Origin of the sequence: Cognataquiflexum rubidum, assembly GCF_022538115.1 — a bacterium.
GTDB classification, from domain to species: domain Bacteria; phylum Bacteroidota; class Bacteroidia; order Cytophagales; family Cyclobacteriaceae; genus Cognataquiflexum; species Cognataquiflexum rubidum.
This window is the reverse complement of record NZ_JAKZAL010000031.1, coordinates 32,639-46,390: the sequence shown is the minus strand read 5'-3', so window position 1 is coordinate 46,390 and position 13,752 is coordinate 32,639. Positions and strand designations below refer to the sequence as shown.

At 42.5% G+C, this 13,752-nt stretch carries 9 protein-coding genes; 5 read left to right on the top strand and 4 right to left on the bottom strand.

Going from position 1 to position 13,752, the window contains the following annotated elements; translation table 11 throughout:
- Nucleotides 1-203: 203 nt before the first annotated feature.
- Genes MMU05_RS21615 through MMU05_RS21605 form a run of 3 tightly spaced genes read right to left on the bottom strand, consistent with a single transcriptional unit; the run spans nucleotide 204 to nucleotide 5,573 of the window.
- Nucleotides 204-1,082, bottom strand: coding sequence for a YicC/YloC family endoribonuclease (locus tag MMU05_RS21615; protein WP_241143739.1), 879 nt, complete (start codon nucleotides 1,080-1,082; stop codon nucleotides 204-206).
- 14 nt (nucleotides 1,083-1,096) lie between these two features.
- Nucleotides 1,097-4,480, bottom strand: coding sequence for a biopolymer transporter Tol (locus MMU05_RS21610; RefSeq protein ID WP_241143738.1), 3,384 nt, complete (start codon nucleotides 4,478-4,480; stop codon nucleotides 1,097-1,099).
- A gap of 31 nt (nucleotides 4,481-4,511) precedes the next feature.
- On the bottom strand, nucleotides 4,512-5,573 hold the full coding sequence (locus MMU05_RS21605; RefSeq protein ID WP_241143737.1) for an NAD(P)/FAD-dependent oxidoreductase: 1,062 nt from the start codon (nucleotides 5,571-5,573) through the stop codon (nucleotides 4,512-4,514).
- Between the two features lie 55 nt (nucleotides 5,574-5,628).
- Here MMU05_RS21605 and MMU05_RS21600 point away from each other — a divergent pair, with 55 nt between their 5' ends.
- The 5 genes from MMU05_RS21600 to MMU05_RS21580 are packed head-to-tail and all read left to right on the top strand — an operon-like array spanning nucleotide 5,629 to nucleotide 12,716.
- Nucleotides 5,629-6,282 carry an MBL fold metallo-hydrolase gene (locus MMU05_RS21600; protein WP_241143736.1) on the top strand — a complete coding sequence of 218 codons (654 nt, stop codon included), beginning with the start codon at nucleotides 5,629-5,631 and terminating at the stop codon, nucleotides 6,280-6,282.
- Complete coding sequence (pssA, locus tag MMU05_RS21595) at nucleotides 6,283-6,975, top strand: CDP-diacylglycerol--serine O-phosphatidyltransferase (RefSeq protein ID WP_241143735.1); 693 nt, start codon at nucleotides 6,283-6,285, stop codon at nucleotides 6,973-6,975.
- Between the two features lie 31 nt (nucleotides 6,976-7,006).
- Nucleotides 7,007-10,240, top strand: coding sequence for a type IX secretion system sortase PorU (porU, locus tag MMU05_RS21590; protein ID WP_241143734.1), 3,234 nt, complete (start codon nucleotides 7,007-7,009; stop codon nucleotides 10,238-10,240).
- On the top strand, nucleotides 10,237-11,454 hold the full coding sequence (gene porV / locus MMU05_RS21585) for a type IX secretion system outer membrane channel protein PorV (protein ID WP_241143733.1): 1,218 nt from the start codon (nucleotides 10,237-10,239) through the stop codon (nucleotides 11,452-11,454). The genes porU and porV overlap by 4 nt, the downstream gene beginning before the upstream one ends.
- A complete protein-coding gene (locus MMU05_RS21580; protein WP_262917726.1) occupies nucleotides 11,454-12,716 on the top strand; it encodes a M16 family metallopeptidase in 1,263 nt (420 codons plus the stop codon). Before porV ends, MMU05_RS21580 begins: the two co-directional genes overlap by 1 nt.
- Here MMU05_RS21580 and MMU05_RS21575 read toward each other — a convergent pair.
- Nucleotides 12,703-13,668, bottom strand: coding sequence for a glycosyltransferase (locus MMU05_RS21575; RefSeq protein WP_241143732.1), 966 nt, complete (start codon nucleotides 13,666-13,668; stop codon nucleotides 12,703-12,705). The genes MMU05_RS21580 and MMU05_RS21575 overlap by 14 nt on opposite strands.
- Nucleotides 13,669-13,752 lie beyond the last annotated feature (84 nt).

Below are 13,752 nucleotides of genomic sequence, written 5' to 3'. Positions count from 1 at the left end.
CGCTTTGTCTGATACTAACCAATTTAAATAGAAAAGAAGAAATATTAACCGATTTGCTAGGAATTTAACATAGAAACTTGATAACGCGAAGCAAACAACAATTACAACCACTAGAACCACTACAACAATTAAAACTTTCCCTCCCCGACAACCTGACAACGCGAAGCAGACAGCGGATTAACAATTGCTAAAAAGAAAACGCTTCACAATATATTCAGACTTTGCTCTTTAATTTTTTCTAATTCATCCTTCATCACCACCACACTTCTTTGGATCATGGCATCGTTGGCTTTGGATCCGATGGTATTGATTTCCCGCCCGATTTCCTGACTGATAAAGCCCAATTTTTTTCCTTGGCTGTCTCCTGCTGTGAGATTTTTTTCAAAATAATCCAAATGGGATTCCAACCTGACGATTTCTTCGGTGATATCTATTTTTTCAAAATAGTAGATCAGTTCCTGCTCGAGCCGGTTTTGGTCAAAACTGTTTTCCTCCACCCAATCCCTGAAATTCCCCTTAATTCTTTCCCTGATCCTGGTTTTCCTTTCAGGGTCTTGGGTTTTGATCGTTTCCAAACCCTCCCTGATGACACCCAGATTCTCCAAAAACTTACCTTCCAAGGTATTGCCTTCATCTTTTCTGAATGCATCGCAATGCCTCAGCGCCTTTTCAATGGTCTTTTTAACAATTTCCCATTCATCTGTATCCGTCTTCTTTTCTACGTTGGAGTTGAGCACCTGTGGCGACTGTAGCGCCAACTTAAACAAATCCAAGGTATCGGTCTGGACCTTATGGGCAAGACTTTGATAGGTCTTGTAATAGGACAAAAACAAATCCTCATTGACCGCAACGGGCATTTCTTCAAAGGATTTATAGGAAAAATCAAGGTTCAGGTTCACTTTTCCTCTTTCCAGGACTGCGCTTACCAAATTTCTGATTTCATGGTCTTTATCAGAAAATTGCTTTGGTGACCGGATCGATAAATCTAAAAATTTGGAATTCAGTGTTTTTACCTCTACGCTGACAATATAATTGTCATCTTCAAAATCGGCCAAGCCATAGCCTGTCATGGACTTTATCATAATTTTGCTTGTGATTAGAAATTGTAGCCCAAGGTAACGTAAAATTTCAACTCATCGGTTTGGTAATTACGGATCGGTCTGGCCACGTCAAATTTGAAATAATAATTCAGCAGGACTGTTCTCAAGCCTGCACCGTAGCTTTGAAGCCAAGGATTGTTGAAGTTGTTGAGTGTGATTACAAAAGGCGAACCCGGCGTGGTGATGATCTCTGTGTTCTGGTCATTGACCCTCTCCCAAGGCGCCGCATCATTCCATGCCGATCCTACATCATAGAAGGCTACCATCTGAAAATTCTTGACAAAATTAGAGGTGATATTTCCCCTGGACAGGTAAGAAAACAATGGAATCCTAAGCTCTGTGGTAAAGGTGATCACATTGCGTCCCCTGATTTCATCAAACAGATAACCCCTCAGGTCAACAAAGTCCGCAAAAAGGATATTGGAATTTTCGACTCCCTGTGGATTTCTGACCGGAGAGTCAGAAGGTCGGTTGCTTGGTGGCTGGTAAAACTCATTGAACAGCCAATTGTCCATCCCTCCTACCAAATAATTTTGCGGATTTTTCCCGAAAAAGGAACCACCGAATAGCCTTGTCGCTAAAATCAGGTTTTTATGGATGACCTGATAATTTCTGAAATCCAAGTAAAAATTCGAGAAGGACCTAGAGGCATTGTTCAAGCCTTGATAATGGATAACACCCATTTTAGCCTTAGCACCTTTTTGGGTATATAATCCCAATTGTTGGGTTTTGTCAAATACAAATTCAAACCTTCCCCCCGCATATGTCACATCAAACCTGTTTTGATCCGGATCCTGACCTCGGACGATGGAGTCAGGATTGAGGTTGAAATATTGGGTTTTTGCCACCAATGGCGCAATACTTACTCTGGAATGCACATTGAAAGGATAAGAGAATCCCAATTCTATTTTGTTCAGAACATACTTTTGGAATGTAATATCGCCTTCTTCGATCTGGATAGTTTTTCTATCATACCGCAGTGCAAGGTCGACTCGTTGCTTGAGGTATTCGTATTCGAAGAAAACGTCACTTCCTGATCTAAAGTCCAGCGGAAACATCAATCCGCCTTTGAAGTTGTGGTTATCCAGAATGTCGGTCATCCGGCCGGACAGTGCCAATCCAAAACCCCTCAATGGATCCACTACCCAATCTGTACTCAGGTTAGAGGTGATAAATTGAGGTGTCATCCTTGAAGGGCCTGTGATTCTCTTTTGAAGACTTTGCCTTCTGAAATTTTCAAGCATATTTACCCTGCTACCGGATTGCCCTGTTTGGCCTGATTGGGCAACCGCTGCTGCAGGTCTTGGCACGGTATCAAAAGCGTAATTTTCGGTATCGATCCCCCCTTTTTTCTCAAATCTTAGCCTGTCTGTATTGATGCTTCCTGTCAGGCTTTTTGGCGCAGGGACAGAATCTTTGGCTGCTTGCTGCTGCGTTTGAGCATTTGCCGGAGGCGGGTTCAGCATCAGGTCCTCCAACCTGATATTCAAAACAGAATCTCTTTTTACGGTAGGTTGCTCAGCCCTACGGGTGAGTTCTACGGGTTGCTTTTTAGCTCCCCCATCGATTTCAGTTCTTCTGGAGGATATCCTTTCTGAAAGCGTTTTGGCTTGGGAAAGCTGGATTCGCGGCGTACTTGGGGTAAATTGGTCAATGTTGGAATAGCTTTCCACCACAAGCCTGCTTTGGTTTCCATCCCTGTAAGAATAAGCGATTTTGTTTATTCTGGATGAGTAATCAAATGCCTCAAGACTTTTGTTGAAGGCAGTCATCTGACTCGAAATGGTATTGGAGACAGTCAGACGCATCAGATTCATAATCCCGCTCTGATCACTTAAGAAAAGGATGTTGTTGCTGTTCAGAATCCTTGGCCTGGTGTTTTTGTTATTGAGATTGGTGAGTTTGGTCACTTTCAGGGAGTCCCAAAGGTCGACCTGGAACAGGTTGAAGTAATCAGGAAGTAGTTTTACATTAGGGGTCCTCGTCAGAACCGAATCAGGCAGAGCCGTAAAATTGGAACCGTAGATGATCGTAGAATCATTCAAAAATACCGGTGAAATATTATCAAAAACATCATTGGTGATTCTTTTTCCTACTCCACGGACATTGAGCGAATAGACATCGGTTTTACCATTGGCAATGGATGAAAGCACCATACTCTTTCCTGTGGAATTGAAATCCAGACTCAGTACCTGTGTGATATTCCTAAGGAATATTTTATCCTGACTGGACCCATCAATGGCCCTTGATCTCAATGTCGTCGTACCCCTTTTGAAAGTGGCTATGGCCAGGTTCAGGGTATCCTTCCAGGCAATAATCGGCACGGTAAGATTGGCAGGTTGGTCTGCAGAAACTGCCCCGCCTGACAAAATGGTCATTTCCCTGCCATCCAAAAGATTTCGCACCTGTACCTTATATTTTCCTCCACTGTTGATGACGTAGGCAAGGTGCTTGGCATCCGGACTGAACTTGATGTCATTGATAATCCCAAGGTATGATTCCGATGTTTCGGCGATTTCATTGGAAGCATTGATGTCTTTGAAAGTATTGAAAACCTGCTGATTGGTATTGACATAGAATTGTTTCCATTGGTCCTGAAAAACCCTATAATTAACTCCTATCGTATTGGCAATACTGTTTTCTTCATTCCTGTTGATTCTGGACAAGTTGAGGATACTGGAAATATACCGTCTGCCGTATTTTTCTACAATAAAATTCCAGATCGATTGCCCTACAAGTCCGGCTTCCCGGCTTTTAAGTTTATGGAGTTTGGTGCTTTTTTCTTCTTTAAAATAATGCCTTACAAAATCATCCATTTCCATGCTCCAACCATGGGCTAGGTACATGGCCACACCATCAATGTACCAATCAGGAAAGCTGTTGATCAGATTGGATTGGAATGCATCTGCTATCGTTGAACCGTAAAGCATCTCTTCGATGATTACCTTGGAAGTGGTATAGATGAGTTCCCTTTTGAAAGCCTCCCAAGTCCCCGGGTAGGCCACTTCTCCGATTAATTTGCTAAAAAAAGTCTGACCATCAATGGTAAATTCATCTTTGTTTAGGTCGACGTTACTTTGGAGGATTTCTTCAGGAGAGTTGTAAATAAAAATTTTGGGTTTGGTGTAAGCCACATATCCAATCAACTGGGTCAGCCTTTCAAATTCACTCTCAAGGTAATCAATGGCCATTTTGGCATTGTTCATGCCGCCATCGTAATAATATACCTCAAAATTATTAGAACTGTAGTAGTACCACTCAATGTTTTTGTGTTGGATCCGGTTTTTACCGAATTTATCCCCACTAAACTGCGCTAAAGACAGCAATGGGAGCTGCAAAAAGAAGATTGATAAGACTAAGAATACGATCTTATTTTTCATCTAACCTGATTCACTTGGGTTTTAAATATACTTAAAAATTTGAATTATGTTTTTTAATCCGTGCAATGTTTACTTCTTTTTCAGGTTGATGGCCATTTAAAAGCATTTCAACCATCGTATTGCTGTAATAAGGAATCAAAGATACGCCTTTCGCCCCGAAACCATTGAAAATATAAACGCCCGGAAAGTCAGGATGTTCACCTAAAAACGGTTTTCGGTCTTTTGTTGCAGGACGGATGCCAAAACGATGGCTTTGGATGGCAGAAACTTCTTCCGGAACCAGCTTCTCCAGTTTTTCCAACAATTCATTTTTGGCATTTTCGGTGGACCCTTGATCCATGTCATGCCATGTGTAAGTCGACCCCACCCTTTGGTTTCCATTGGGAAGTGTGATTCTGAAGACCCCTCGATTGATGATTTCACCAGGATAGAAACGCTGGATGATATCCAATATTTCCCCCTTCACAGGCGCAAAAGGCAAATTTGAAAAAAAGCGGCTTTTCATCGCCCCAAGACCATTGCAATAAACGATTCCTTTGGCTGAAATGCCTTTATAAGAAACTCCTGACTTTCCGATTTCAAGGCTTTCCTCCTCAAATGTGGCTTCAAGCAAAGCATTCTTTTTGGTCAAATATCCGGAATAGACAGTCAAAAGTGTGTTGATATCCACATACCCGGAATTTTTCAGAAGAATACCGCCAAAGGGGTTGGTGACTTCAGAGTATAACTCTTTGGAGAATATCTTTTCGAAATAAGGTTCAAATCCGGGATCGCCTGTTTTCCCCATCCATTCATTTTGCTCCTCAATATTTAAAAAAGGGCGGTAGATGTTCTTTTTGTAGAGAAATGTCGTGCCAAGAAGCTCCTCAAGTTCGGTATAAAGAGGTTCTATTTCAGGAAAAAGCAGGTCTGCATTCCAGGACTTTACCATTTTTTTGCCGGTGATGGGATTATACAATCCGGCAGCGATGCGGCTGCTTTGGTTGCCCCCGGGAAGGTCTATGACCATCACTTTCTGCCCAAGTGCCAATAATCTATGTGACAATACCGTACCGGCCAATCCCTGACCAACCAGTAAAAAATCAACTTCCATGGTCAAAATTAGTTTCTTTATTCGTTATTTTGAGTTGGTTTAAAAAAGATTTCTGATGCTACAGATCAAAACGTTCACATTCAATCCTTTTTCCGAAAACACCTACGTTCTTTTCGACGAAACCAAAGAGGCAACAATATTTGATCCGGGCTGTTTTGAGAAAAAAGAAAAGGAAACCCTGGCCAACTTCATCCAGGCAGAAGGACTAAGAGTCACCCAATTGGTCAATACGCATTGCCACATTGACCATGTTTTGGGAAATGCCTTCGTAAAGAACACCTACAAAGTGCCCCTGTGGATTCACCGAAATGAAATCCCTGTTCTCAAATCCGTGAAAGTCTATGCGCCCAACTATGGCTTTGCGGGCTATCAGGAAGCAGAACCCGATGCATTTATAGATGAAAAACAAAAACTGACGATCGGAAACCAGACTCTCGATATTCTTTTTGTTCCCGGACATGCACCCGGGCATTTGGTTTTTTACCACCAACCGACAGGAATTTGCATTGCCGGGGATACGCTATTTCAGGGAAGTATCGGGAGGACGGACCTTCCGGGCGGCGACCATCAGACACTTCTCAGTTCGATCAAAAGAGAAATGTTCAACTTGCCGGAGGAAACTACCGTATATCCCGGTCATGGCCCTGCAACAAGCATCGGAGAAGAAAAAGAAAACAACCCTTTTGTAGGCAAGCGCGCCAGATACTAGATGATCAAACAACATATTCCAAACACCCTGACATCCCTAAACCTTGCTGCTGGCATGGCGGGGATTCTTTTTGTGCTTGACGGCCAACTTGAGTATGGTGCGTATATGATATTTCTGGCGGCAGTATTTGATTTTTTGGATGGTTTTGTAGCTAGGATTTTAAATGTAAGCAGTGAAATCGGAAAGCAACTTGACTCCCTCGCAGATATGGTCACCTTCGGTGTATTGCCTGCTTTCATTTTGTTTTCGATGATCGAATACCAAACAGAAAATCAATATTTACCCTATGTGGCCTTTTTGGTAGGGATCTTTTCCGCCCTTCGACTTGCAAAATTCAACATAGATGTCCGCCAATCGGATCGGTTTATCGGAGTTCCCACTCCTGCAAATGCCCTTTTGATCAGCACACTTCCTTTTTTGGCAGAAGAATCCGAATTCTTTGGAGGCCTTTTGTCCAACCCATTTGTATTGGTAGGAATCGGAGTGGTGATGTCATTTTTGCTTGTGGCAGAACTCCCCCTTATCGCCCTGAAATTCAAAGATTTTTCCTTTGGCAAGAATTTGTTCAGGTATTTGGTGCTGGCATTTTCCCTTATCTCTCTCATTATCTTAGGGATAGCAGGTATTCCATTTGCAATTATTGTGTATATTGCGCTCTCATTTATTGAGGCATTAATCACCCGGAATGCTTAGCAGTCGATTTATATTTATTTATAAAGCAGGAATGGTAGTTTTACTGTTCCTTTTTTGCTTTGAATCCATTGCCCAAACCAACCCCGCCTATTACAAATTTCCAATTGTAGAATCCGGAGTCTATAAGGTCACCAACACCTTAATCAAAAGTCTTGGCTTTGAGGATAGCGAAGATGTGGCTGTGTTTGGCTTCCCGGGAATGTTGCCCCAAAAACTCGACGGCCTGCAACTCACTCTCCAGGAAATTCCTTCCAAAACCATTGGAAATGACATTTATTTCTTTGTCAATGGCCCTCATCAGATTCTTGCAACCGGAGAAAATCTGAATTATCAGCACCATATTTATTCGGATACGCTTTATTACCTGATAGGAAAAAAAAACAAAGGCAATAAAATCCTGACTGATGAAATCTCTTCCGGCAACCCGGCGAGCGGTGGAAGATTATTCCATATCCAAGCCAAAAAATGGGAGGATACTAACATCCTAAACTCCGGGAGAGATTGGTATTCCAACCCGCTTTTCGTTGGACAATCCTCCACCTTTTCATTTGACATTCCAACTGGACCGGAAGGTTCACCCATCTTGCAGATCAACTTGATGGCCCAATCGCTGAGTGAAAGTACTTTCAGAATCAACACCAACGGCCAAAACATCGGACAAAGCGTCATTCCACCTATTCCAAATACCACCTACGGGATCAAGGGCCGCGTAAAAACAGAAAAACTTTCCCTAGCCCGGCCCTCCACGTCTGCTGTTGACTTTCGGGTGATCTTTCAGACCGGAGATGTCAACGGGACGGGATATTTGGATTATGCCGTTTTGGCCACACCCTATTCCCTTTCCTCTCTTGGGACAGGTGTATATTATAACTTGGAGGAAGGGAAAACATTTGAGTTTCAACCATCCAAGACCGTATGGAAAATCAACGATGCCTATGACGTATCGGAAGTGGTTGGAAAGGTCTTTTTAGACAAGGGAGAAAAGGTTGCCGTTTTTGAACCAAGCCAAGTTAAATCGGTCACTGATTTCTCCTTGGCCAACACCGGTTTGAGAGTGGACAGCACAGAACCCCAATTACTCATTGTCACCCACAGGTCCTTGCTTTCGCAGGCACAGCGGCTTTCTTCCCACAAAAACCAAAGAGGAATCCAGAGTACCGTGGTCGTATTGGAGGATATCTATGACAGCTTCGGTTATGGAAACCCGGATGTGACAGCCATCCGAAACATGATCGCACACAATTTTCATCATTCCGGGAAATTGAAAAATGTATTATTCTTTGGCAAAGGCACTTACGATTACAAAGCCAAACAGGGAGGAAGGCCAAATTTGGTCCCCACTTACAGTTCACGAAGCAGCCTAAATCCATTGACTACCTACAGTTCCGATGATTTCTTTGGGTTATTGGATTGGGGGCAGGGGCAATGGGAAGAAACCAACGCCGGCGACGAGCAGTTACAAATCGGCGTAGGCAGGATTCCTGCCATTTCTGTACCCGAAGCACGGGAAATGGTGGACAAGATTATTGCCTACGAAAATGGAAATGACAACCGTGGTGAATGGAAAAGAAATCTTGCATTCTTTACCGATGATGCCGATAACAATATCCACCTGAGAGATGCTGAAGTCCATTCCAAATACTTGTCAGAAAATCATCCCGAATACCAGATCAAAAAAATCTACCTTGACCGCTACCAGCAACTCAGGTCAGGAAATGCCCAGAGCTCTCCTGCTGCCAAGTCAGCTTTAAAGTCGACTATAGAAGACGGCGTTTTGATCCTCAATTATATTGGCCATGGCAATGAAACCACCCTGACTGCGGAAAGGGTATTCACTGTTTCAGATATTTATGATTGGCCGGAAAACCCACTTCTTCCTTTGATTGTGACCGCTACCTGTGAATTTGGAAGGCACGATAGTCCTTTCATCCGATCCGGCGCAGAGGAATTTCTTTTTGCAGAAAAAAAAGGAGCAATCGGATTGTTGACTACAGGGCGGCCTGTTTTCAGCAGTGTCAATTTTGCATTGAATACGGCATTCGTGGAATCGGTATTTGAAAAAGACAACGGTGAAACAAGGGATTTGGGAGAAATCTTCAGGCTAACGAAAAACAATAGCCTCAATGGACCCTTCAACAGGAACTTTTCACTTCTCGGTGATCCTTCGCTAAAATTGTCCGTACCTGAGCTGACCACCCAAACTGACCCGATTTGGGATATTGTTTTGGAAGCAGAAACGGATACCTTGAGGGCCATGCAGCAGGTTCAGATCAAGGGGAAAATCATCGATCCGCTGACAGGGGCCATGTTACCGACAAGCAATGGGGTCTTTGACATCCAGATTACAGATAAAGCCCAAACCCTCAAGTCACTTGGCGATGAGAGCGCGCCGGCGGATTTTCTGGAGGAAGTGAACGTGCTCTTCAGAGGTAAAGGTGAAGTCAAAGAAGGGGCTTTTACCGCCAATGTATTTGTTCCAAAAAATATCGATACCAAAGTAGGATTGGGTAACATCAGGCTGTTTGCAAGCCTGAATGAAGGAGGAGATGAAGCCATCGGAGCCATCCAGATCCCGATTGGCGGTACAGCGACCTACACTTCTGCAGACAATCAGGGTCCAAGCATTGGTTTATTTTATGGGCAGGAAAAAACAAATGCAAGTCAATCATTCCCGTTTTCGAACCTTCCCATTTTCATCCAGTTACAGGACCAAAGCGGAATCAACATTTCTTCTCAAGTTGCAGGACAAGACATTGAGTTGGTCATCAATAACCAAGACCCAGTCATTCTCAATCAAAGTTTCAAGGCGACAAACAATGGCTTTGAACAGGGAGAAATAAACACATTATTGGCTGATCTCAAGGAAGGTAAAAACACCGTTACTGTATCTGCATGGGATAATGTGGGAAACCGTTCTGAAGTCACCCAAGAAATCGAAATCAAGGGGTCTTTGGAATTAAAGATCTTAGAGTATGGCACTTACCCAAATCCGGCGACGGAAAGCAGTAAATTTAGAGTGGCCCATAATAGACCAAATGAGACAATCAACCTTGAATTAAAAATTTATTCTATTTACGGCAGTGAAATATTTTCAATACAGCGCCGTTATGTAGAAGCCGATTTTTTACTGGATGGAATCGAATGGAATTTTTTCCGTTCAACAACCAAATATCCCGTAAAAGGAACTTATATTTACACCCTAATGCTCATTTCAGAAAAAGACAATTCATCTGAAACTAAGAGCGGAAAAATCATTATTCAATGAAAATACAGATAAAACCCCTTATCACCCTCTCGATTTTTTCAGGGATAATCCTGTTTGCATTACCAGTATTGGGACAGAATTCAACCATTGTGTCCGGACAGGACCCAAACAGACGGGTAATCACTACTGCAGTTCCATTTTTGAATTTTGCACCTGACAGCAGACATTCCGCTATGGGAGACGCCGGTGTGGCGACTAGCCCTGATGCTTTTTCGGCACATTGGAACGCCGGTAAGTTGGCATTCATCGACACAGAGATGGGTGTATCACTTTCTTACTCTCCTTGGTTGGGCAGATTGGTCAATGACATGTCATTGAGTTACCTGACCTTCTACCGCAAAATCGATGACAAATCCGCATGGGGATTTGACCTGAGGTATTTCAATATGGGTGATATCCAATTGACAGACGGTAGAGGAAATGAATTGGGTGAATTTACCCCTAGAGACATCGCAGTCGGAGGAACTTATTCCAGAAAATTATCAGAAAAACTTGGTTTAGGCTTGTCCGCCAGATTTATCCATTCCAACTTATCCGGCAATATCTCCTCTGCAGGTGGTGCTGAAAGTAGACCCGGTGTCACTATCGGTACTGACGTGGGATTATATTACAATACTGAAGTGCTTACAGGGAATAAATCCGGAGAATTTTCTTGGGGTGTTTCTATCAACAACATCGGGCCAAAAATCACTTATAACAGTGCCGATGATCTGGACTTCATCCCAACCAACTTCCGAATCGGTACTGCCTACCTGATGAATATCAATGACATGAATTCATTGACTTTCACTTTGGATTTCAACAAGCTGATGGTACCATCTCCACCAGTTTTGAAAAGAGATGAAAATGGGGTATTGGTCACTGATGACAATGGAGATTTTATCATTGAAAGAGGAAGGGACCCAAATAGACCTTTGATCAATGGAATGTTTACGTCATTTGTTGATGCGCCTGATGGATTCAGTGAAGAAATGCAGGAAGTCATGATTTCCTTCGGTATGGAATATATTTATAATAATGTATTTGCGTTGAGAACAGGATATTTCTACGAAAACCCGAACAAAGGTGGCAGAAGATATTTTACCATGGGTTTTGGAATTGATTACAACAAACTTGGCTTTGATTTCTCTTATCTAGTTCCTCAGGTACAAAACCATCCCTTGGCAGAAACTTTGAGATTATCGTTAACCTATACCATTGCCGGAAGAGAATAATGCTGGACAGATCCAAAGCACCTGAGTTTAAAATACCCTCATCAATAGAATTTCCCACACCAATACAAAGGACTCTTCCAAACGGAGTCCATTTGTATTTTATACCCACCCCTGAAATCGACGCTGTCAAGCTTGAAATCAGTTCGACGATCAACGAGACCTCCAACAGCAAATTATTGGTTCCTTATTTTGCCCTGGAAATGGTCACGGAAGGAACGCTGACCAAAGATGCCGCAACATTGGATGATTTTTTTGACACCTATGCTTCAGAAGTGGAAACAGAGTCGGGATTTGAAAATCATGGACTTTCCATTCTGACTACCAAGAAACACTTTGACAAAGTTTTGCCTGTCTATAGGGAATTACTTACCGAGGCCATTTTTCCTGAAAAAGAACTTACCAAGCGTAAAAAACAAAAGGCGCTGAGCATCCATATTAACAGAGAAAAAAACAGCCACAGGGCATCGCAATTATTCAGAAAAGCACTTTTTGGTGAAAACCACCCCTTCGGTCAGATTACAGAAGAAAAAGACGTGGATTTGGTTCACCGGGAGGACTTAATTGAATTTTATAAAAAAGACCTTTGGACAAATTCTGAAATATTCCTTACCGGAAATCTGGATGATTCACAACTTGAAAATATCATCCGGGAGATCGGAAATATTCCCGTGGCGTTTTTTCAAAATCCAACCACAGGATTCCCAGACCAAAAACACCAAAGGGTAGCCGAAGTAAAAGAAAAATCAGTCCAAAGCAGTATTAGAATCGGCTGTCACCTGATCCCAAAAAACCATCCCGATTATTTCAAATTGAACCTGATGAACACCATCCTGGGCGGGTACTTTGGAAGCAGGCTGATCAAAAACATCCGGGAAGACAAAGGCCATACCTATGGCATCTACAGCAGTATCGGCGGATTGAAAAATGCGGACTATTGGGTAGTGATGGCGGATGTGATCAAAGAACACGATGAAGCAGTGATCGATGAAGTATATAAGGAAATCGATAAGTTAAAAAACGAACCCGTGTCTACCAACGAACTGGAAGTCGTGAGGAATTACATGATTGGTAAGCTTTTGTCCCAATTCAGTTCCGGGTTTGAACTGATAGGAAGGTTCAAATCCATCCACCAAGCGGGATTGGATTTTGGCTTTTATCAACAAAACCTGGATTATATCCTCCATGCAAAACCCGACGATGTCATGGAAGTGGCCAACAAATACCTTCACCGGGAAAAAATGGTAGAAGTTATCGTGGGTTGATTTTCTTGAAAAGAAGGTATAAACCCGAAATATCCATTTTCATATTTGCCCAGGAATTGTACATAGAAAATTTCAATCCTTTGGCTCCAAGTTCACGTCCCAAAGAGATAAACCCCCGGGCTATTTCGAAGTTAGCCGACAAAAGTGCATGCTTGGTTTCGAAAAGTATCCGCCTGAGCAACGCTTTGTCCTCTTTGGGCCTCCTGTTCATCTTTTTGATCTTTTGGCAGACTTTCAAGGTTGAAGGCAACATCTCGGATTTTTTTGGAAGATATTGACCTGCGGAAAAAGACTTGGAATGGATCCTTTTTTTGATCCCGATATGGTTAGAATATACAAACTGATAATCCCTCGCCAATCTGACCATGATGTCAAAATCCTCATAGGAGAGGCTTTCATCATATCCCCCCGCTTTGGTGAAGATGGACGAATCAAAAACCAATGACACCGATGATACCGGATTTCTTTCTACTATGCTGCTGTAAATATCCCCGATTTTAACTTTCTGGTTGAGATGGCCATCTGCAGTCCTCTTATAGAAGGTTCTTTTTTTACCGTTTGGAAATTCCATCAATACGTCCGAAAAACAGCAGGCAGCGCCTATTGACTGCTGAAGTTTTTCAATAGAGTCGGATATATGGCCCGGCAAAATGACATCATCCCCTGACAGGTCGATGAGATACTTGCCTTTGCTTTTCAAAAAAATCTCGTTGAAAGATTGACAATAGGGCATGGTCTCGTCTCTAAAAAAAGTTGAAAATTTGAATGAAGGTTTGTTGGTCTCTAGCCAATCAAGGATTATTTGCTTGGTTTTGTCCTTACTTCCATTGTCAATGATAAAAACCTCAAGATTGGGATAACCCTGGCTTTGGAGGCTGTTCAAAGTCTCTACAATAAAGAGGCTTTGATTGAAAGCAGTCAGGATTACAGTGACTAAAGGTTTGGATTCCATGGCTAATCAGTTTTGGAAATTTCCGATACATTATTTACTCAGAATCTTCAAAGGATTGCAAAAAAGCAGGTTTTCAGGAAAAGA

Bases quoted from the DNA above. Each gene is read 5' to 3' on its own strand.
- MMU05_RS21600 (WP_241143736.1), top strand. From the start codon at position 5,629: ATGCTACAGATCAAAACGTTCACATTCAATCCTTTTTCCGAAAACACC.
- MMU05_RS21580 (WP_262917726.1), top strand. From the start codon at position 11,454: ATGCTGGACAGATCCAAAGCACCTGAGTTTAAAATACCCTCATCAATA.
- MMU05_RS21605 (WP_241143737.1), bottom strand. From the start codon at position 5,573: ATGGAAGTTGATTTTTTACTGGTTGGTCAGGGATTGGCCGGTACGGTA.
- MMU05_RS21610 (WP_241143738.1), bottom strand. From the start codon at position 4,480: ATGAAAAATAAGATCGTATTCTTAGTCTTATCAATCTTCTTTTTGCAG.
- porU (WP_241143734.1), top strand. From the start codon at position 7,007: ATGGTAGTTTTACTGTTCCTTTTTTGCTTTGAATCCATTGCCCAAACC.
- pssA (WP_241143735.1), top strand. From the start codon at position 6,283: ATGATCAAACAACATATTCCAAACACCCTGACATCCCTAAACCTTGCT.
- MMU05_RS21615 (WP_241143739.1), bottom strand. From the start codon at position 1,082: ATGATAAAGTCCATGACAGGCTATGGCTTGGCCGATTTTGAAGATGAC.
- porV (WP_241143733.1), top strand. From the start codon at position 10,237: ATGAAAATACAGATAAAACCCCTTATCACCCTCTCGATTTTTTCAGGG.
- MMU05_RS21575 (WP_241143732.1), bottom strand. From the start codon at position 13,668: ATGGAATCCAAACCTTTAGTCACTGTAATCCTGACTGCTTTCAATCAA.